Genomic DNA, 20225 nt, shown 5'->3' on the forward strand with positions numbered 1-20225 from the left:
AGCGCTGCGTGTTGGAGCGCTGCGTGTTGGAGCGCTGCGTGTTGGAGCGCTGCGTGCTCCGGCTTCAGGAGCGGCGATAGAAGGGCGAGGGAGTGACCACGAAGGGTTCCTTCTTGCCGCGGATGTCGACGGTCAGCTCCGTCCCGAACTCCTGCAGAGCCGCGTCCACGAAGGCGAGCGCGACCGGGTAGCCGAGCGTTGGCGAGAGCGCACCGGAGGTGACGACACCGACTGCCGTCTCGCCCGCCGCGTCGTACACGGTGTAGTCGGTGCGGGCCGCTCGCCGGCCGGTGCCCTTCAGTCCCACCAGCACCCGCTCGATGGGCCGCGCCGAGAGTTCCTGCAGCGCATTGCGTCCCACGAACTCCTTGCCCAACCGGACCACCTTGCCGAGTCCGGCCGCGTAAGGGTTGGTGTCCAGGGTCAGCTCGTGACCGTAGAGCGCCATGCCCGCCTCGAGCCGCAGGGTGTCGCGGCAGGCGAGACCGGCCGGCACACCGCCACGGTCCGTGGTCGCGTCGAGCAGTGCCCGCCACAGGCGCACCGCCTGTTCGTTGGCCACGTACAGCTCGAAGCCGTCCTCGCCGGTGTACCCGGTGCGGGCGAGCAGCACGTCGATGCCGGCGACCGACGCGGGGGTGACCGCGTAGTACCGGAGCTCCGTCACGACTGCGACCTGCTCGTCCGGCACCAGTGCCTGCACGATGTCCTCGGCAGCCGGCCCCTGCACGGCGATCAGCGCGGTCTGCGCCGACTGGTCGTCGACCTTGGCATCGAATCCCTCGGCGCGCGAGACGAATTCACGTGCGACGGTCGGCGCGTTGGACGCGTTGGCCACGACCAGGAAGTGCTCGTCGGCGAGCCGATAGACGACCAGGTCGTCGATCACTCCGCCGTCGGCGTCGCACAGCAGCGAGTACTTGGCCCGCCCGATGCCGATCTTGGAGAGTTCGCCGACAAGCGCGTAGTCGAGCAGCGCACCGGCGGCGGGGCCGGTGATCGCAATCTCACCCATGTGCGAGAGGTCGAAGAGCCCGGCAGTGCTGCGCACGGCCCGGTGCTCGATGAGCTCGCTGTCGAACTTGAGTGGCATTTGCCAGCCGGCGAAGTCGGTGAAGCTGGCCCTGAGGTTGGCGTGCTCTTCGAGCAGCGGAGACGCGGGGGATGTCGAGACGGACGAAACGCTGCTCATGCGAAAGCCTCCTCGCGGGTGTCGGCGTTCGCCGAGGTGTCGGTGTCGTTGTGGCTGGTCGGGGTTTCGAATGCCTCGGGCATCGGGCAGGAGCAGACGAGGTTGCGGTCCCCGTGTACCCCGTCGATCCGACGTACCGGTGGCCAGTACTTCGCGGCGCGCAAGGAGGCGACGGGGAAGGCGGCCAGGTGGCGGGGGTAGGGCAGCGTCCACTCGTCGGCAGTGACCTGTTCCGCGGTGTGCGGCGCCTGACGCAGCGGGCTGCGCTCGAGCGGCCACACCCCGTCGCCGACCAGGTCGATCTCCTGCCGGATCGCGACCATCGCCTGGATGAACCGGTCCAGCTCGGCCAGGTCCTCCGACTCCGTCGGTTCGACCATCAGGGTGCCGGTCACCGGGAAGGACAGGGTCGGCGCGTGGAATCCGTAGTCGATCAGTCGCTTTGCCACGTCCTCGGCGGTCACACCCGTCTCCTTGGTGATGGCGCGCAGGTCGAGGATGCACTCGTGCGCCACCAGACCCGACGGTCCGCGGTAGAGCACCGGGAAGTGCGCGTCGAGCGACTTCGCGACGTAGTTCGCCGCCAGCACCGCGGCCTCGGTGGCGCTGGTCAGGCCGTCCGGGCCCATCAGCGCGAGGTACGCCCAGGTGATCGGCAGGATGCCGGCCGAACCGTAGTTCGCGGCCGAGACCGGGGCTCCCCCGTCGCCGCCACCGAGTGGGTCCCCAGGCAGGAACGGGGCGAGATGCTCGCGCACCGCGACCGGTCCGACGCCGGGTCCGCCGCCGCCGTGCGGGATGCAGAAGGTCTTGTGCAGGTTCAGGTGTGAGACGTCGCCACCGAACTTGCCCGGCTGGGCCAGGCCGACCAACGCGTTGAGGTTCGCGCCGTCGATGTACACCTGACCGCCGGCCTGGTGCGCCAAGTCGCAGACCGTGCGCACGTCGTTCTCGTATACGCCGTGCGTAGAGGGGTAGGTGAGCATGATCGCGGCGACCTTGCCCTCGTGGACTGCAATCTTGGCGCGCAGATCGTCGATGTCGATATTGCCGTTGGCCGCGGTGGCCACCACGACCACCTGCATCCCGGCCAGGACCGCCGAGGCGGCGTTCGTTCCGTGTGCGGACTGCGGGATGAGACAGATGTTGCGGCCGTTCTCGCCGCGGGACTCGTGATATCCGTGGATCGCCAACAGTCCGGCCAGCTCGCCCTGAGATCCGGCGTTGGGCTGCAACGAGACTCGATCGTATCCGGTGATCTCCCCGAGCCATCGCTCGAGGTCGCCGATCAGCTCCAGGTACCCGCCGGTCTGCTCGGAGGGCGCGTAGGGGTGGATGCCGGCGAATCCGGGCCAGCTGATGGGCTCCATCTCCACCGCGGAGTTCAGCTTCATGGTGCACGACCCCAGCGGGATCATGGTGCGGTCCAGGGCGAGATCCTTGTCCGAGAGCTTCCGAAGGAACCGCAGCATCGCGGTTTCCGAACGGTGCTCGTGGAACACCGGGTGCTGCAAGAACTTCGAGGTGCGGTAGAGCTCGGTCGGCAGCCCGGATACCGCGGTCGGCGCTGCCGTCACCATCGCGCCGAAGGCGGCCACGACCCGACCCACTACGTCGTCGGTGGTGCACTCGTCGCAGGAGATGCCGACGTGGTGGTCGTCCACCAGACGCACGTTGATGCCGAAGCGATCGGCGTTGGCGACGAACTCCCTTGCCCGACCCGGCACCCGGACCTGCACGGTGTCGAAGAAGCGGTCGTGCACGATCTGGTGGCCGGCCGCCCGCAGGCTCTCGGCAATCGTCACGGCATGGCGGTGGACGCGGGTTGCGATGGCGCGCAGACCCTCAGGCCCGTGGTAGGCCGCGTACATCGCGGCCACGTTGGCGAGCAGTGCCTGCGCGGTGCAGATGTTGCTGGTCGCCTTGTCGCGGCGGATGTGCTGTTCGCGGGTCTGCAGCGCGAGCCGGTAGGCGGGGGCGCCGTCGACGTCGACGGAGACCCCGACCAGGCGGCCCGGGAGCATGCGCTCGAGCCCGGTCCGCACGGCCATGTAGCCGGCGTGCGGGCCGCCGAAGAACAGCGGCACGCCGAAGCGCTGCGCGGATCCGACCGCGATGTCGGCGCCCTGTTCTCCTGGCGGCGTCAAGATCGTCAAGGAGAGCAGGTCAGCGGCCACCGTGGTCAGCGCGCCGCGCTCGCCGGCGGCCGCGATCAGCGGCGACAGGTCGCGCACGGCGCCGCTCGCGCCCGGCGCCTGGAACACCACACCGAATGCGTCGCCGTCGGGCAATTCCCTGGAGAGATCCGCGACCAACACCTCGATGCCGACCGACTTGGCACGCCCCTGGACGACCGCGAGGGTCTGCGGCAGGCAGTCCGCGTCGACGATCACCCGATTCGTGGCGGACTTGGACTTGTTCGCCCGCCGCATGAGCAGCACGGCCTCCATCACGGCGGTGGCCTCGTCCAGCAGGGAGGCCCCGGCCAGCGGGAGCGCGGTGAGATCCTCGATCAACGTCTGGAAGGTCAGCAACGCTTCGAGCCGGCCCTGGGAGATCTCCGGCTGATAGGGCGTGTAGGCGGTGTACCAGGCCGGCGATTCGAGCAGGTTTCGCCGCAAAACCGCAGGTGTGACGGTGTCGTGGTAGCCGAGACCGATCATCTGGACACGGGTCTGATTCCGGTCGGCGAGGGCGCGCAGATCGGCAAGGACCTGCGGCTCGCTCCGGGCCGCCGGCAGATCCATGGCCTTCTCGCTGCGGATCTGGTCCGGCACTGCGGCGTCGATGAGCTCATCGAGCGTCTCGTAGCCGAGTGTCTCGAGCATGTGCTGTGCTGCGGATACGTCGGAACCGATATGGCGCGAGGGAAAGCCGCTGGTAGAGAGCCCCTCACCGGGGGCAATGCGGGTTTCGACTGACAAGAGGTGACTCCGGGTTCGCTCTGTCCGGACCGCACCGGACATCGACTGAGGGACACCTCCCCGCTCTGTCCTGAAACCTGAGAGTTTGGGCGTTGCCGCGACTACGGCGTTGCTCTTCACCTTCGGTAAGTACCGGCCTGCGGCCGTTCCTGTTCTCCAGAGTTGCCTCGGCGCTGCGGTGCTGGGGCCTGAGAGATTCCCGGGGAGGAAGTTGCTCCTACGGCGCCTCGGAGTTCAGGAGTCTGAAACTCGGAGGTTCTCCCGCTGCGCGTCATCGGCGTCTTCAGTTGTGATTCGCACAACGGTACACACTCCCCCGAGGTTTGTCGCCACCAACTTCTCGACAAGCAGATTGTGCGATCGAACAGAACGGATCGCTGAGTTTTGCGTCTTTGCTACTCGCGCACAGGCACGGGTCCGAGGCAGTCTGATGGATGTCAGCACTCTGCGCGCCATGTATCAACGCAGCCCAGGAGCACAAATGGCCAGTCGATCGAGGCAGACCGCCAGGGGCCGTTATCGCCCCCTCCCCATGACCGCGCTGATGTCCGCATCGGACCTTCCTCGCACCGAAAACCCCAGGCCGTCGCCGCATTTGATCCACCACACCGAACACAGGAGACAACCGACATGCCCCAGCCCAAAGACACCCTCATCGGTGCACTTCCCGCCACCGAGGTTCCCCGCTTCGCTGGCAAGGGCACCTTCGCCCGCATTGCCGATATCCACGAGGTGGACGACTACGACGTCGCCATCCTCGGAGTTCCGTTCGACGGGGGCACCTCGTACCGGCCCGGCGCCCGGTTCGGCCCGCTCGCCGTGCGTCAGGCCGCCCGGGCACTGCGCCCCGGTTACCACGTCGAATTCGGTCTCGCGCCGCTTGAAGAGGTCCAAGTCGTCGACGCCGGCGACATCACGGTCACCCCGTACGACATCGCCGAGGCCTGCAAGCAGATCGAGAACCATGCCAGCGAGATCCTCCGTGGCGGGGACCGCAGGATCGTCTCGATCGGTGGCGATCACACCATCGCCCTGCCGAATCTTCGTGCGCTGCACGCAAAGCACGGCCCGGTCGCCCTGCTGCACTTCGACGCACACCTCGACACGTGGGACACCTACTTCAATCAGCCGGTAAACCACGGGACGATCTTCCGCCGCGCCTTCGAGGAAGGCCTGCTCGTCGAAGACCACTCGATCCATGTGGGCATCCGCGGGCCGATCTACGACAAGATGGACCTCAACGACGACGCGCGCATGGGATTCCGGACCATCCGCGCCGGCGACCTCGACGTCATGGGCATCGAGGCGGCCGTCGACGTCGTGCGCCGGCGCATCGGTGACATCCCCGTATACGTCTCCGTCGACATCGACGTGCTCGACCCGGCGTTCGCACCGGGCACCGGCACGCCCGAGGCCGGCGGGCTCACCTCGCGGGAGCTGCTGCGGATGCTGCGCCAGCTGACGGGTCTGAACATCGTCGGCGCCGATATCGTCGAGGTCGCCCCCGCCTACGACCACGCCGAGATCACCTGCATTGCGGCCGCCACGCTGGTGTTCGACCTGGTCTCGCTGATGGTGTCCAGTTCGGCGGCGAAGGCCGTCTCCGCAGCCGAGTCACTCGAGGACACCGCGCTCTCGAGATAACTGAAGTCCACCCGGGGACGTCATGATCCGTCCCTGTGCCAGAGACTCTCGCGGCGCACGGTCGGGATGATCCGACCGGTCGCCCCTGCGCTAGGTCACCGGCATCGTCTTCGCCGTCTCGGGATTCCTGGTCGAGCACGGCTGCGACATCATCGACAACAGGCTGTTCGACGATCGGGCGGCCGGCCACTTCTTCACGCGGGTCCACCTGACGTGCTGAAGCCAGCGCCCACTACGTGACCGCGGACCTGGACAAGGGACGGATCATCGCGCAGAAGGTGATCGATGCGAAGGCCAGGTCACCACACATGGACGCCGCACCGTTGTCCTCCGCTGATCGGGGCGGGCGGAACCTCAGTCCCGCTCCCCGAGTACAACGGAAATGCTCTTCCGCAGCGACGTCTGACTCCCCCAACGCACCAGCCGATCGGACGACGACTCCCCCAGTTCGGCGCGGATGCGAGCGCTGGTCTCGTCGTGCCCTTCGCGCATACCGCCGTAGCCGAGCATCGACGTCTCCCCCGACGCCCAACTGGCGGCCGCGGCACCCTGCATCCGCGCGGCCAGTTCGGCGTCGCCGCGCTGGACCGCAATCCACGACGTCACCTCGAACACCCAGGCGCACAGGATCCGATCGCCGAATCTCCTTGCGAGCCGCAGACACTCGCGTTGATAGTCAAGGGCACCCGAGAGGTCCCCCGCCAGGAAGGCATCGTATCCACGCGCAAAGGTGAGGTACGCGAGGGTCCACTTGTCGCCGGCCGCCGTGCACAACGCCTCCGCCTCACGCCAGAGCTGGGCAACCTGGGGGTCGCCGCCCGGCGGCAGACTGGTGAGCAGCCCGGCGATGGCGACCGCGAGGCCCTCGGCGTCGCCGGCGTCGCGTTGGCACTGAATCGCCTCCTCGTAGTACACCCGACCGAGCTCGAGTTCGCCGCCACAGATCGCGGCGAATCCGAGCGCGGCTGCGGCGTACCCCTGGTCGCCGTGATCGCCGCGTGCGATCGCGAGCTCACGTGCCCGAGTGGCCCAATCGAGCGCCGTCGTCCGGTCACCCTGCAGCATCACCACGACCGATGAACTCCACTGTGCCCGTGATCGATGCGCCTCGTCCATCGAGGTGGACTCGAGCGCCGCCGACAACCAGCGCCGCGCCTCCGACAGGCTGCAGCTGGCCAGCCAATAGAAGTGCAGCGACGTCACGATCTCGATACCGGCCAGAGACAGCTGCCCGTCGCTGCGGCTGTACGACAGGGCCCCGCGGAAGTTCTCCCACTCGTCGTGGACCGCGTCGTACACCGCCTGCTGACCGGGGCCGAACCACCCCCGCCGGAACTCCGTGGCCAGGCGCCGGTACCGGGCGACGAATCGTTGCAGGCACGCCTGCCGCAGATCGGTCTCGGCCAGGCGCTCGCGCCCGAAGTCACGCAGCGTCACCAGCAGCCAGTAGCGACGGACACCATTGACGGTGCCGGACAACAACATCGACTTGTCCACCAGCGACGCCAGAATCAACCGGACATCCCGTTCCTGATATCCGGGACCCGCGCAGACCTCCGCCGCAGCCGCAGTGGTGAAACGCCCGGTGAACACCGACAGCATGGCCCACACGTCGCGTTCCTGGGCGGTGAGCAGGTCGTAGCTCCATTCCACCAGCGCCTGCAGCGAGCCGTGCCGCGGATCCACAGGCCGGCCGGCGGTGGCGAACATCCGGAACCGGTCGGCGAGCATCGCCAGCATCTCGTCGAGCCCGTACGCCCGCAGCCGGGCGGCCGCCAACTCGATGGCCAGCGGCATTCCGTCGAGCTGCTCGCACAACTTGGCCACCGCGACCCGGTTGTCGTCGGTCAGCGCGAAATTCGGTTCGGCCGCCCGCGCGCGCTCGACGAACAGAGCGATCGCCTCGGATTCGGCCCCCTCCTCCTCTTCGTCGGCGGCCGGATCGGGCAGCGAGAGCGGCATGACCGGATAGACATTTTCACCGCTGACGCCCAGAACCCGTTGACTGGTCACCAACACGCGCAATCCGCCGATCGACTGCAGCAGCTCCTCGACCAGCGGGCCGCACGACTCGACCAGGTGCTCGCAGCTGTCCAGCACGATCAGGGCGTCGCGATCGCCCCACGCGTCCGAGAGTCGGTCGACCAGGGCCCGGATCGGGTTGCGCGCGCCGGTCGGTTCGTCGCCGAGTCGCAGGTCGTCGGCGATCTTGTCGATCAGCAGTTCCGGTTCGAGCACGGTTCCCAACTCGACGAGCCAGGTGTTCGCGCGCAACGGTGACGCCGCCGCCGCCTCCAGCGCGAGCCGAGTCTTCCCCACCCCGCCCGGGCCGGTGAGCGTGACCAGACGCGCCGTCGTCAACAGTCCGCCGACATCGGCAAGCGCGGCCCGACGTCCGACAAAGCTGGTCAACTGCAGCGGCAAGCGCGGAGGTCGCGCGGTCCAGCCGGACGGGGAGCGCTCCCGCGCCGGTCTCGGCGCGGACGTGTCCCGCGATCCCGTCGCGCCGGGCAAGGCCATCTCGTCGATCGGCAGGCCGCTGCGCAGCTCGACCTCGCGCACCAGGTTTCCGAACTCCGCCGCGGTGTGCGGGCGTTCGACCGGGTCGCGCGCCATCGCGGTTTCGATCAGCTCGCACGCGATCCCGGGCACTCCATGCTGACGCAGGTCGGGGATGTGATTCGCGGCGATCCGCAGGAACTGCGCGACAGCCTCCTCCCCCTTGCGTCGTTCGAAGGCGGCATGACCGGAGACGAGGCAGAACAGTGTGGCACCGAGCGCGTAGACGTCGGATGCGACGCTCGGCGGCTCGCCCTCGAGCACCTCGGGGGCGGTGAACGCCAGAGTGCCGGTCACGGTACGGGCGGTGGTCTCGAACCCGCCGGTGGTGCGGGCTATGCCGAAGTCGGTGAGCTGCGGCTCGCCGTAGTCGGTCAGCAGGACGTTCGCCGGCTTCACGTCTCGGTGCAGAATCCCGGCACCATGGGCCGTCTCGAGGGCGCCGGCCAGCTTCACACCGACATGCAGGGTCTCCGACCAGGTCAACGGACCCTGTCGCTGGATTCTCGCCTCCAGTGAACCTGCGCTGCAGAACGGCATCACGATGAAGGGCCGGCCGCCGGCGGTGACCCCCGCTTCGTAGACCGCGACGATGTTCGGGTGCCCTGAGAGCGTGCCCATCGCGTATTCCTCGCGCAGGAAGCGTTCTCGATTCTCGCGGTCGAGGGACGCCGAGAGCACCTTGACCGCGACCGTTCGGCCGAGGGCACCCTGCCGGCACCGCAGCACGACGCCGAAGCCGCCGCGGCCGACCTCATGCGAATCCTCGAATCCGGCCGCGCTCAGTTCAGCGGCAACTGCCTCGAGCGGATCAAATCCGCCGAGGTCAGCCTGGGTTGCCAGTGGGTCCGCATCGGCCACGGCAGCTCTCTCCTCGAACACCTGTGCCACTGCCTGCTGAGTGTTCTCCAGACTACCCGCGGGCTGCGTCCCGGACAGGCGCTCCGCACGTCGGCATCAATCCTGTTTTTATCGATTGTGGCCGCAGTTGTCCACGGCACCGCGGTGCCGAACGGGAGGGGCGGGGCCAACGCACCAATCGCCGGTCGGGACGGCCCGGTGCAGGGGAGGCTCGTCAGTGTCACTTCAGGCTTCGACGCTCGTATTCAGGGCTCATGCGCCGTGGTTGATCATGACGTGTTTGGTCCGGGAGAAGTCGTCGAGCGCGTAGAGCGAGAGGTCGCGCCCGTAGCCCGATCCCTTGAACCCACCCCACGGCGCCTCACATGCGAACACGAGGTGCGAGTTGACCCAGACGGTGCCGAAGTCAAGCCGCTTGGGCACGCCCAGGGAGAGGCCCGCGTCCCGGGTCCATACCGACGCCGCCAGTCCGTACGGTGTCTCGTTGGCCCTGGCAACCGCCTCGTCGGTGGTGCTGAACGATTCGACCGTGACGACTGGGCCGAAGATTTCCTGGTGGGTGATCGGCGCCCCGGCCGGCACCCCGCTGAACACGGTCGGTTCGATGAAGTAGCCGGGGCCGTCAAGGACCGCGCCGCCGATGGCCGCGTGCAGGCCGGCCGCCGTCGCCTCGGCCAGCGAGTCCCGTACACGCTCGAAGTGCGGGCGGGAAACCATAGGACCGATTTCGACGTCGTCCCCGGCGGCCGGCGCGCCGACTATCAGATTGCCGACTTCCCGCACCAGGAGTTCGGTGAACTTTTCCGCCACCGATTCGTGCACCAGCACCCGGCAGGCTGCGCCGCAGTCCTGGCCCGCATTCCAGAATCCGGCGTTACGCACTCCAGCCGCGGCCGCACCGAGGTCGGCGTCGGCGAAGACGACAACGGGTGCTTTGCCACCGAGTTCGAGGTGGACGCGTTTGACCGAACGTGAGGCGGCTTCTGCGACTGCCTGGCCAGTGCGAACACTTCCCGTCACCGCGACGAGTGCGATGTCGGGATGTTCGGCCAGGCGCTGTCCCACTGTCTGGCCTCGGCCGGTCACAATATTGACGATCCCGTCGGGGATGTGTCCGGCGACGAGCTCGGCCAGCTTCAGTATCGACAGCGGCGTCTGCTCAGAGGGCTTGAGCACGACACTGTTTCCGGCAGCAAGAATGGGGGCGATCTTCCAGGCGGCCATCAGCAGCGGATAGTTCCAGGGCGTGATCACCCCGACCACTCCAACCGGTTCGTGGAGAATGACAGAGGAGTGTTCCCGTGCGTAGTCTCCACCGGCCAGGGAAGTCATCGTCCGCCCCGCCCCCGCCATGAACCGGAACGTGTCGATGGTGTTGGAGATATCGTCCTCGGCGACGCTACGGGGCTTGCCGGTATTCGCGGACTCGAGCACCGTGAGTACTTCGCGGTTGGCTTCTACGATGTCCGCGATCCGAGAGAGCACCTCGGATCGTTCCTTCGGTGTGGTGCAACCCCACGATCTCTGCGACTCGACGGCCACCTCCACGGCCGAATCGACATCCTGGACGGTTCCTGCCGGGATGGATCCGAGGACTTTTTCCGTGGTCGGATCAAGGACGTCGATGACCTCGGTGGACGAGCTCTGGACAAACGATCCGCCGATGAAGTGGCCCGCGGGCGGCACGTCAGCGACCGGGATCTGATCCGGAGCGGGACGCCGAACGGTGAATCGCCCAATTTCAGTTGATGCCATGATCATTCGCCTGCACTTTCTGCGCCCGGTCCGGCGCCTGTAGATAGGTTCTTCGTTTCGGTCCCGCAGCGGTGGGTGGTTCAAGCCGGTTGCGTGATTGGTTCCATCGAACGATTGTTGCGGCGGGTAAAAGCCGTGGCTGTGAAGTAGTAGAGCGGTGAAACGACAGCCAATCCGACTATGAACGAGATATCTGTGTTGCCGAGCATTGCGGCGATCGGTCCGATGAAGGCGGTTCCGATGATCATGAACGGGAGCTGTACAGCGACACCGATGAGGTAGCAGCTGACCGCAGGCCAGTTGACCCGGCCGTAGCGACCGCCGTCGCGCTTGTAAAAGTCCTCGACGACGTAGTCCCCATGCCGGACCAGGTAGTAGTCCACCAGATTCACGGCGGTCCACGGAACCAGTGAACCCAGCAGCAGAACCAGGAAGTTGTTGTACGTGGTGACGAAGTCGCGGCCCGCGGTGAGCGCGACACTCGAGGCCAGCGCGCATAGTCCGGTGGCGATCACAGCACGTTCGCGGCCGCGTGGATTGAAGCGCGGCACGATCGTCTGCGCAATCGTGATCGTGCACAGCGTGCCGCAGTACAGGTTCATCGCGTTCGTAGCGGCGACTCCGATGCTGAAGACCACAACCACCACGACGCTGATCCCGGCGGTGGCCTGGGTCAGGGCGATAACCGGGTCGGTGTGGGGGAGCAGCAATCCGACGCCTGCCCCGAGGAACATCGACAGGATCGAGCCGATGCTGGTGCCCCAGTAGCTCATCCAGAATGCCGGCCTCGAGCCCGTCTTTGCCGGCAGGTAGCGCGAATAGTCGGAAACGTATGGGGCATAGGCGATCTGCCACACCGCACACGCCCCGAAGGTGCTCAGGAAGCCGGCCAGCGTCGCGGTGCCCGTGCTGAAGAAGTGAGTGGGCACCGGGTGGACAATGAACGCCCAGACGAACGCCATCAGCAGAACCAGCCCCGACGCCAATGTCATGATGCGCGCGTAGACATGGATCAGGGTGTAACCCCAGATGACGGCGCAGAGGCTGATCGCCGCGAGCACCACGATGCCGGCCCTACCGCTCAGGAAGGGTATGGCTGACCCGAGCGACTGCCCGCCGAAGACAAGAATCGAGATGAAGAACCCGAGGTACATGCAGACGACGACTCCGACGATGAGAATCGATCCCAGCGAACCGAATTGGCCCTTGGTCTGCACCATCTGTGGAACACCCAGCCGCGGCCCCTGAGCAGAGTGCAGCGCCATGAAGATCGCACCGAAGAGGTTCCCTGCGATGATCGCCAGCGCGGCCGACCAGGCGGGCTGCCCGAAGAGGGTCGTCGATAATGCCCCGGTGACGACAGCCAGGATCATGATGTTGGTTCCGAACCAGATCGTGAACATGTCCCGGTTGCGCCCGTGGCGCCGGTCGGCCGGGATCGGTTGGATGGTGGCCGATTCGATGGTGGAGACAGATTCTTCGCGCCCGCTGTGGTTTTCACTCACTGCTGTTCCCTTCGCTGGACCCGGGGCAGGTTTGGAGGTTGTGGTTTCGGCCTCGACGAGCTTGATCAGCGGATGACGAAGCCGCGCTCGACAACGCCGGCGAGAAGATCGAGGTAGGAATCCATGTCGTCGCGGACCGGACGCGGTGCCGCGGCATAGGGCATGGCGGCCTTCACAGCGGGACTGAGGAAGTACGCGCCCGCCGTCAGCACTGTCAGCGCCTCGAACTGGTCGGGCCTGTGCGCGGCGAGCTCATCGAGAGCGGCTTCGGGATCCTTGCCGGCGCATGAGGCAACGGCGGCCGCGAATGCCGTTGCGATATCAGGCCGGTAGCCGAGAACCTGGTCGAGCAACACGTCGGGTACTCCGGCGGCCCTAGCCGAGGGCATGGAGCCGGACGCGGGAATCAGTGTGTCGGCGAGAAGCGCGAAGGTGCGGCGTTGGTCGGAATCGAGCATCGTGCTGTCCTTAGAACACGGTCTGGATGCTATGGCGGGTGTCGGCGAGGTGCCGCATCGAGCGCAGGGCAATCGCCATGATGGTCGCGGTCGGGTTCACGCCGGTGGAGGTGACGAAGACGCTGCCGTCGATGATGAACAAATTGGGTACGTCGTGCGCCCGACCCCACTGATCGACGACGGAGGTGGCGGGGTCGGTGCCCATGGTGGCCGTGCCGAGCAGATGCCAGGCGCTGTGGCGTACCACTGGGATCGGGTGGACTTCGACCGCCCCAGCGGCCTGATGCGCCTCGATCGCCCGCGCCACGTTGAACTCGAGCATTCGCGCACAGTTCGCACCGATGGTGTAGCGGATTTTCGCGGCCGGGATCCCGTCGGAGTCTGTGCGGTCTGGGTCGAGCACGACCACGTTGTGCTCGTCGGGCAGGTCTTCGGTGGTGATCCCCCATTCGGTGTAGCGCCCGAACGTGCGCTCGAGGCGGCTGTGGAAGGCGGGTCCGAACCCCCCACGCCAGTCCTGGCCCCGCTCCCACAGGGTGCGGGCGAGCGGGCCACCGGTCGGCATCAGGTTCCACTTCGCTCCCCGTACGAAACCGCGGGCGGTGTCGGTCTCGTAGAACTGCATCGACTGCAGTGCCTGTCCTGCCGGGCCGAGCCAGGTTTCGAGCTCTTCGTCGTAGGCGCCGAATACCGAGGCGTACGGGTGCGTCATCAGACGCTTGCCCACCAGCCCTGAGGAGTTGGCGAGGCCGTTGGGGTAAAGCGACGAGGTCGAGTTCAGCAGCAGACGCGGTGTGCCGACACCGTTCGCGGCCATCACGGTCACCCGGGCCGCCTGGTGTTGCAGGTTCCCTTCGCGGTCGATGTACTCGGCGCCGGTGACAAGGCCGCGGTCGTTCACGGTGAGCTGGCTGACCCGGGCACCGGTGATCAGCACCGCACCCAGCGCGATCGCGTCACGCCAGTGCGTGAGGTCGGTGCTGGCCTTGGCTCCGGTCGGGCATCCGGATTCACACGCGCCGTAGCGCAGGCAGGCCGGGCGGTTCTTGAAGTTGCGCGACGCGATGGCATTCGGTGCCGGCCACCAGTGCCAGCCCAGCTTGTCCATCCCTTTGGCCGCGACTACACCGTACTTACCGATCGGCAGCGGTGGCAGCGGAAAGGTGTGCGGATCCGGATAGGCGGGGTCACCTTCCAGCCCAGACGCGCCGATATGGTGGGTGACCTCGTCGTAGAACGGTCGCAGATCCTCATAGGTGAACGGCCAGTCCTCGGCCACGCCGTCGAGTGTCTTGACCCGGAAGTCCGACGGCATCGCGCGAACCCAGTGCCCCGAGAACATGATCGTGCTGCCGCCGACTCCGTTGAACATCAGCGGTTCGACCGGGCTCTCGGTGGCGTCGACCGGATAGTCGGCCGGGTTCCGGCGCACATTCGGGCTGGAGTTCCATTGCTTCAGACGGGTGAGCTCCCACGACGGTTTGTCACCGGTGAAGTCGTCGGGCCGGTGCCAGTCGCCCTGCTCGAGACACACGACCTCGAGGCCTCTGCTGGCCAACTCGAGTGCTGCCACCCCGCCAGATGCGCCGGCGCCCACGATGAGGACGTCGACTCCTTCGGCGGTGTCGTAGTCGATGTGTTGTGTGTTCATCGGCTGTGCTCCTGGTCAGCTCATACCCAGCCGAAGCCGGTCGTGCCCATGAGTCCTTCCCCTGATCGGGGGTGTCACGAGCAATGATGCGTCGGTCACATCTCGCCCGCTAGCATCAATCCGCAACAAACCGGCGAACCTGTCTTGTGCATACGCACAATGAGATGAAATGCACACGTAACGCAACGTCATGGCGGCAGATCACCAGGGTGAATACAAATCGGTGTCGGTGGTGAAAATCCCGCAGTTGCACGGACGGCTGCACACCATCATCGACAAGCAGCTACCGCGAAGTCACCACCGACTACACCGTGCGCTACCACGAGATCACCGCCGCGATGACCGAAGCGCAAGCCACCAACGCTTCCAGGATGCCCGCGCCGACCTCGACACAAGCAGCTCCCACAACTCATCCGGCACCAGCCGGCGCGACAACTCGTCGATCACGGTCGGAAATAATGCTGCGCACCAGTCGATTCCCTCCACCGAGGACTCGGTCCGCCTCGCCGACCCGAAAGTTGTCCGCGTGCCCGACACCACAAACCTGACCTTCCCTGCCGCGCTCGCGGAAGCCTTCGCCATCGGTTTCGAATGGAACTGGGACGAGGACACCGACGAATCCACCGGTTGCGACTTCGAACCGTACGAGCAATTCGAAGCGCCCGACCGCACGGCCTGGTGGTTCCGCCTCTGGACAGGCAACGACGAGGTCGACGGTGGTGAATTCCGCTTCTTCGGCTCCACCGGCGCGGGTGACTACGCAGGCTGCTGGCTGATCCGCCCGGATGCGCCGCTCACCGCCCAGCCCATCATCTACGTCGGCTCCGAGGGCGATACCGGTGTGATCGCAAGCAATCTCGGCGACCTGCTCTGGATCTTCGCCAACGGCTCAGGCCCGGCGGAAGCCTTCGAAAACCCGACTATCGACACCGTACCGAACGACGAATTCCGCGCCATCGCCGAGCGCCATGCACCGGGCAAGAGCCGCCCGACAGCACAGATCGTGGCGGATGCCCGCGACGAATTCCCCGGCTTCTCGGCGTTCATCGACTCCTTGTGCCGCTGAATGCCGGGCGGGATCGTCGCCGATGCTGCACTACCACCTCGGAGAGTCCGACATCGGTCATATCCGAACAACATGGCGCGCAACCAGTTACGACATGTCAAAAACGACGTGAGGCGATGGACGCTTCGACGAGTCGGCGCTACGGGTGCGCCGGGGCCGTGTCGCCGTCGGTAAGGAGACCGAAGAAAACTTGCCGAAGTCCCGGCGCGCTGACCCACATTCAAATTCCGCCAACCTCGATCAATCAAACTCGTATTACCTGGTCAATGCCAATTCTTCCTTACGGAGACATGCCGCCGAATCTGGGTGAACATGGACGAATTTGATCCAAAGTGTGGAGTTTCTGTGATTGTCCAGTGGTGGCAGGATGGCGTGTCGACTCCGGCCGGTACATGGATCTGGCACGGTTCGCGTGATCGACCTGGCTCAGAAAACGATCGTGTTGCCGGTGTTCTGATCTTGGACCGCTCACGGTCTTGTTGCGCCGCCGGAGTCGGTTGGAGCATCAATGACGGTTGTCTCCACCCGATTTCGGATGTTGCGGCCAGACCGAACGGCACCAGCCCCGAGCGTGGGCGAAGCTGTCTGCTTGGTCGACGCAGAATCTGTCCACCATGCCAGCCATCCGGTCACCGCCGCCGAGACCAACACCAGCATTGCGATCGCCAGCCCACCATCCCCAGCCACCATTGAGCCGGTCCTTGACCACCAAAGTCGCGGTACTCGCCACCACGATCACCGCGGCGCCGCACGCTGCAACCGAACGCGAACTCATCAATCCCCCAACGCCTTACGAGTCATCAACGGGGTCATTGACAGAATCGAGCAACAGAACCAAAGGCCTACAGCCCGCATCCGCAGTGCAGGTGCCTCGCCGACCTGCCTGCCGAACCCACTTCCGTACGGTTCTCTCTGTGCGGCCGCCCTGGCGCAGGCTACGGCGAACTGGCTCGATGTTCCGCTTCGCTTGCGACACAGTGTCGATCGCGAACCCGCGACCAATGGATTCGCAGTCTATGGCTGACCAGTCGATTCGACCGGATTCGGCTACGTTCGATTTCACTGGTTTATCTGCACGAATATTTCAAGAGGGCCAGGGCCCGAGATGTCTTGACGTTCGATCGATTTCGGTTGTATTCGTATGAAAATAGCAACGTCGCCTGCGACGCCACCGGGTACACGGTGTCACGGACCAGTTGATCCCCGGCATCGACGGTCGCCTCCGCCACGCGGAACAGCAGGTTCTCCTTGCCGGTGACCCGCTTGAACTCCTTGATCAGCTCGTTGGTGACCCGCACCTCCGCCCGGGCGTTGATCCGGTGCACCGTCGAGTTCAACAGCTCCACCAGGGTGTCGGTGATCTCCCGGCACCGGCAGTGCAACAAGGCCGCCAGTAGCGTCAGCTGCACGCGCAGCGGATGATCCCGCAGATGCGAGGGCGATTCCACCGCCGCACGCCTGCGCCAACCGATCACGATCTTCGGCGCGATGTCGGCGAACACCTCACCCGGTACCCCGATGCCCCGGACCGCTTCCAGTTTGGCGATCTCGGTGAGCATCGTGTTCAGGCTGACATTGCCCGGATCCGACCGGATCGACGCCAGCACCGCGCTGCCGTCTTCCAGCTCCCCGGCCTCCTCACCGGCCGGAGCGACCAGCGCCACCAACTTTGCCACAACCGCGGTCGGCAACCGCGACAGCACCCTGTCGAACAAGACATCCTCGCCCCGGCTCAATGCCGAACGGACGATGCGATCGATCCGGCCGGCAGTAGGCGGCTCAAACTTCCGGCGGCGGCACTCGGACAGCAGATGCTCGCGGACCCGTTCGCCGCTGCGCTCGAGCTGGGTCACGTGATCGACCAGCCACCAGGTGAGCTCGTCGGCGTCGGCGACGGTGCACTCCCGGAACCCGAGGGCCTTGCGGATCTGCGCACGGTGGTACTCGATCGTGCGGCCCGACCAGTCGTAGAAAGCGATCTCGGTCCGCTCCACATCCACCTGACGGGCCACGTATTCGATTGCCTCGTCCGGGATCTCGGCACGCCCACGAGGGAACCGCCCGTGCTCGGTATAGAACCGCAGCAGAATCGCGAACCCCAGCCGAGTCGCGCCGCGCTTGCCGACGATCAGTTCGGGCTCATCCCCGACAAGCGTCCAATGGTCGATCAGCTCGTCCTGGTCCAGCTCACGCGCCACAGACGCGCAAGCTACACCGAGACCACTACCGCCACAGGCGGTTTGCGGCAGGCAACACGATCCTTACCCCGCGAACCTCCGGCGGTAGCCCGGCTTTGCGGCTGGTGACACGATTCTTACCAGCACCCCTTGTATTGGTCCGGGCTCCCGGTCAGAAGGTGAACTGGTCGCCGTAGGCGGTGGTCTGCACTACCGTGTGGGCGGTGCTCACCGTGGAGGTGGCGAAGGGAACGGCCGACACCGGCGACGCGCATTGGGCGACGTTCAACGCGGCGTTGTTGAACGTGATGTGATACGGGAACACGGTGTTGCCGTCCAGGGCCACTGTGGGCGTTGTCGCGGTGGTGACCTGGCCAGGCCCCAACGTGGGCACCACGACTTCTGTCGCCCCCAGCGTCCCGCCGACGCTGGGGGCGAGGCTGATATCGGGTGGGCTGACAGAGGCACTGGGCGGGCTGACGGAGACGCTCGGAGGGCTGAGTTTCGGGGAAATGCTGGCGACCAAGCCTTGATTGGGCTGGATTCCGACGGTGACGCCGCCAGCCACACTTATCCCGCAGCCGAGGATGAACCCTGCGACGGCCTGACCGGAGGTGATCGGGTCACCCTCCACATTGATCGAGTAACTGCCCGACATCTGCGCGGCACGCGAAAATGTCATGAGGAAGTTCGGAGTCTGGTCACCGGACGGATTCACCCCTACGTGGTCGACCGATGCGCTCAGATGAACTCCCGAACCGGACACCTCCGCGCCGGGCGGCTGGGCCCTGCCCGGTTCGGCACTCCAGGCCCACAGGCCCAGCACAACTACACCAAACGCGGCCGCGGTGGCGGCGATGAGCGGACCTCGCATAGCTGGATCCTGTTCTCATTCTCGAAGCAGACGTGTACTCGCTCGATATCGCGGAAGCAGATCGCTGTCGACTGGCAGCGTAGCTGGCGTATCGTGCGAGCAAGCGCCGCCGCAGCACGCGTGTCGACCGGGGCGAAACCGGTCCTGAAGCGGCCGGGTGGAATCGCTCTGCGACAGGTCGATGCCCAGGCATAGGTAGGTCTTGCACAACGGCCACGCCATCGAATACTCCGACACCATCCGCGGGGTCAGCCACTATGCGGCACCCCTGCAGGTGTCAGGGATCGGTTGCCTACTCGCCAACGGTGGGAGGCTATCGGCGGTCGCGGCGGAGGGTCATGCCACTGTTTGCCGCATTCGCTCGCCAGCGAGGCGCAGGTCGGTGTCGGAGGCGACGATCAACAGGGTCAGGCTGGTCCCGTTGGTTCCGAACAGCTGCATGACATCGGGTGGCTGATCGGGGCCGGGGCCGTGGGTGTGCACACCGTCGTCGCGATCGATACGGCGTTGCGCGAGGCTGATCGCGTTCCAGGCGAATCCGATCCGGGCGAGGGTGCCCAGCCGTGGTGTGAGCGCGCTGATCAGGTCGTGCAGTTCGGTGGCGAGGTTCGGTGTCCACGGCCACCAGACGCCGTCGACCGGTGCCGGTCCGGCGTCGCGGCCGCGCAGCAGCAGACGCGGGGTGCGGGTCGGGATGGGAAAGGGCTGCCTGGTGCGAGTAGCCAGTGTCGCGACGCCCATCGCGGCGTGGTCGATGATGGGACGTGATCGGGGTTCGTGGTTCATCACCATCGCCCCGGCGCCAGGTCGGACGCTGCGAGCACGGCCCGTGCGAAGGCCTCGTCGGCACCGGCGGGGATGGCTTGCAGCACGATCACGGTGCCATCGGTCCCGCACATGTACATGGTGCCGAACAATTCGAACGGATACGGGTCCAGTCGTATGGTGCGCTTGTCGATGATGAGCCGCCGGTCAGTGGGTGACCACGCACGTGGGTCGTAGACGATGCGGCATATCGGCCCTGCTCGCGGCTCGAGTGCGGGGATCAGATCGAGCAGTTCGGTAGCGAGGTTGCTCGATCGTGGCCACCAGACCGCATCGATATAGCCGCTGGTCTCGGAGTCCGGACGCAAACGTAATTGTGGGGTGTCTATGGTGGTGCGACGAAGCGGTGCCGAAGACACGGTCGTCGATGGTGGCGTCATCGGACGCTCCTGACGTGGCCTGAGAAAGGCCGGATTGCGTGAATTCGGGGACGGCGCAACCTCTCCTGGTCAGCGCGCGTGATGCCACCGAATACTGCTGAGCCTACACGCAAGTATGGCCGCGCGGCGCGGCAACGCCTGCGGCGGAGCAGCCCGCCCGGCGGGGCCCGTCCCGCAGCAAGCGCGATGACGGGCGGGGTTCGGCCGCCGGGACGGGTGTGACGGGTTGCTGCGAGCATGCCCATGGGCAAGCTGGTCGGCGGTCCACACCGGTTGCAGCACGCGCCAGTTGGCCGGGTGCGCGGCGGCGAACCGGTCGGCCCGCGCGTGAGTCGTGTGCTGCACCCGATTTTC

Annotated in this window: 13 protein-coding genes and 1 riboswitch; of the genes, 2 read left to right on the plus strand and 11 right to left on the minus strand. The window is 66.2% G+C overall.

What is annotated here, in order from left to right; translation table 11 throughout:
- Window positions 1-64 precede the first annotated feature (64 nt).
- Both gcvT and gcvP read right to left on the minus strand, forming a co-directional pair.
- A complete protein-coding gene (gcvT, locus tag AB0L63_RS19060; protein WP_364502232.1) occupies window positions 65-1192 on the minus strand; it encodes a glycine cleavage system aminomethyltransferase GcvT in 1128 nt (375 codons plus the stop codon).
- Complete coding sequence (gene gcvP / locus AB0L63_RS19065; protein WP_364502234.1) at window positions 1189-4158, minus strand: aminomethyl-transferring glycine dehydrogenase; 2970 nt, start codon at window positions 4156-4158, stop codon at window positions 1189-1191. The genes gcvT and gcvP overlap by 4 nt, the downstream gene beginning before the upstream one ends.
- A gap of 124 nt (window positions 4159-4282) precedes the next feature.
- A riboswitch (glycine riboswitch) is annotated at window positions 4283-4390 on the minus strand.
- Between the two features lie 356 nt (window positions 4391-4746).
- On the opposite strand from gcvP, the gene speB reads away from it, so the two are divergent.
- Window positions 4747-5760 carry an agmatinase gene (speB, locus tag AB0L63_RS19070; RefSeq protein WP_364502237.1) on the plus strand — a complete coding sequence of 338 codons (1014 nt, stop codon included), beginning with the start codon at window positions 4747-4749 and terminating at the stop codon, window positions 5758-5760.
- 354 nt (window positions 5761-6114) lie between these two features.
- Here speB and AB0L63_RS19075 read toward each other — a convergent pair whose 3' ends face one another.
- The 5 genes from AB0L63_RS19075 to AB0L63_RS19095 form a co-directional block, all read right to left on the minus strand.
- Window positions 6115-9180 (minus strand): protein kinase, encoded by a 3066-nt coding sequence (locus AB0L63_RS19075; protein WP_364502240.1) that lies wholly within the window; start codon window positions 9178-9180, stop codon window positions 6115-6117.
- A 252-nt stretch (window positions 9181-9432) separates the two neighbouring features.
- A complete protein-coding gene (locus tag AB0L63_RS19080) occupies window positions 9433-10935 on the minus strand; it encodes an aldehyde dehydrogenase family protein (protein WP_364502243.1) in 1503 nt (500 codons plus the stop codon).
- Window positions 10936-11015: 80 nt separating this feature from the next.
- Complete coding sequence (locus AB0L63_RS19085) at window positions 11016-12440, minus strand: cytosine permease (RefSeq protein ID WP_364502246.1); 1425 nt, start codon at window positions 12438-12440, stop codon at window positions 11016-11018.
- 65 nt (window positions 12441-12505) lie between these two features.
- Window positions 12506-12898, minus strand: a complete 393-nt coding sequence (locus AB0L63_RS19090) for a hypothetical protein (RefSeq protein WP_364502249.1) — start codon at window positions 12896-12898, stop codon at window positions 12506-12508.
- Between the two features lie 10 nt (window positions 12899-12908).
- The gene (locus AB0L63_RS19095; RefSeq protein ID WP_364502252.1) at window positions 12909-14549 is read right to left on the minus strand and encodes a GMC family oxidoreductase; all 1641 of its coding nucleotides are present in this window, start codon (window positions 14547-14549) and stop codon (window positions 12909-12911) included.
- A 190-nt stretch (window positions 14550-14739) separates the two neighbouring features.
- On the opposite strand from AB0L63_RS19095, the gene AB0L63_RS19100 reads away from it, so the two are divergent.
- The gene (locus AB0L63_RS19100; RefSeq protein WP_364502255.1) at window positions 14740-15615 is read left to right on the plus strand and encodes a hypothetical protein; all 876 of its coding nucleotides are present in this window, start codon (window positions 14740-14742) and stop codon (window positions 15613-15615) included.
- Between the two features lie 1067 nt (window positions 15616-16682).
- Here the strand turns inward: AB0L63_RS19100 and AB0L63_RS19105 are convergent.
- The 4 genes from AB0L63_RS19105 to AB0L63_RS19120 form a co-directional block, all read right to left on the minus strand.
- Window positions 16683-17813: a DUF4158 domain-containing protein gene (locus AB0L63_RS19105; RefSeq protein WP_364502257.1), complete on the minus strand. Its 1131-nt coding sequence runs from the start codon at window positions 17811-17813 to the stop codon at window positions 16683-16685.
- A 151-nt stretch (window positions 17814-17964) separates the two neighbouring features.
- The gene (locus AB0L63_RS19110) at window positions 17965-18666 is read right to left on the minus strand and encodes an MspA family porin (protein WP_364502260.1); all 702 of its coding nucleotides are present in this window, start codon (window positions 18664-18666) and stop codon (window positions 17965-17967) included.
- Window positions 18667-19002: 336 nt separating this feature from the next.
- Window positions 19003-19452 carry a DUF5994 family protein gene (locus AB0L63_RS19115; protein WP_364502263.1) on the minus strand — a complete coding sequence of 150 codons (450 nt, stop codon included), beginning with the start codon at window positions 19450-19452 and terminating at the stop codon, window positions 19003-19005.
- The gene (locus tag AB0L63_RS19120) at window positions 19452-19871 is read right to left on the minus strand and encodes a DUF5994 family protein (protein WP_364502266.1); all 420 of its coding nucleotides are present in this window, start codon (window positions 19869-19871) and stop codon (window positions 19452-19454) included. The genes AB0L63_RS19115 and AB0L63_RS19120 overlap by 1 nt, the downstream gene beginning before the upstream one ends.
- Window positions 19872-20225 lie beyond the last annotated feature (354 nt).

This window comes from Nocardia sp. NPDC051990 (genome assembly GCF_040680755.1).
Lineage (GTDB): Bacteria > Actinomycetota > Actinomycetes > Mycobacteriales > Mycobacteriaceae > Nocardia.

Coding starts and splice junctions, on each gene's coding strand:
- AB0L63_RS19090 (WP_364502249.1), bottom strand. CDS start 12,898: ATGCTCGATTCCGACCAACGCCGCACCTTCGCGCTTCTCGCCGACACA.
- AB0L63_RS19100 (WP_364502255.1), top strand. CDS start 14,740: ATGGCGGCAGATCACCAGGGTGAATACAAATCGGTGTCGGTGGTGAAA.
- AB0L63_RS19080 (WP_364502243.1), bottom strand. CDS start 10,935: ATGGCATCAACTGAAATTGGGCGATTCACCGTTCGGCGTCCCGCTCCG.
- AB0L63_RS19095 (WP_364502252.1), bottom strand. CDS start 14,549: ATGAACACACAACACATCGACTACGACACCGCCGAAGGAGTCGACGTC.
- speB (WP_364502237.1), top strand. CDS start 4,747: ATGCCCCAGCCCAAAGACACCCTCATCGGTGCACTTCCCGCCACCGAG.
- gcvP (WP_364502234.1), bottom strand. CDS start 4,158: ATGTCCGGTGCGGTCCGGACAGAGCGAACCCGGAGTCACCTCTTGTCA.
- AB0L63_RS19115 (WP_364502263.1), bottom strand. CDS start 19,452: ATGAACCACGAACCCCGATCACGTCCCATCATCGACCACGCCGCGATG.
- gcvT (WP_364502232.1), bottom strand. CDS start 1,192: ATGAGCAGCGTTTCGTCCGTCTCGACATCCCCCGCGTCTCCGCTGCTC.
- AB0L63_RS19110 (WP_364502260.1), bottom strand. CDS start 18,666: ATGCGAGGTCCGCTCATCGCCGCCACCGCGGCCGCGTTTGGTGTAGTT.
- AB0L63_RS19120 (WP_364502266.1), bottom strand. CDS start 19,871: ATGACGCCACCATCGACGACCGTGTCTTCGGCACCGCTTCGTCGCACC.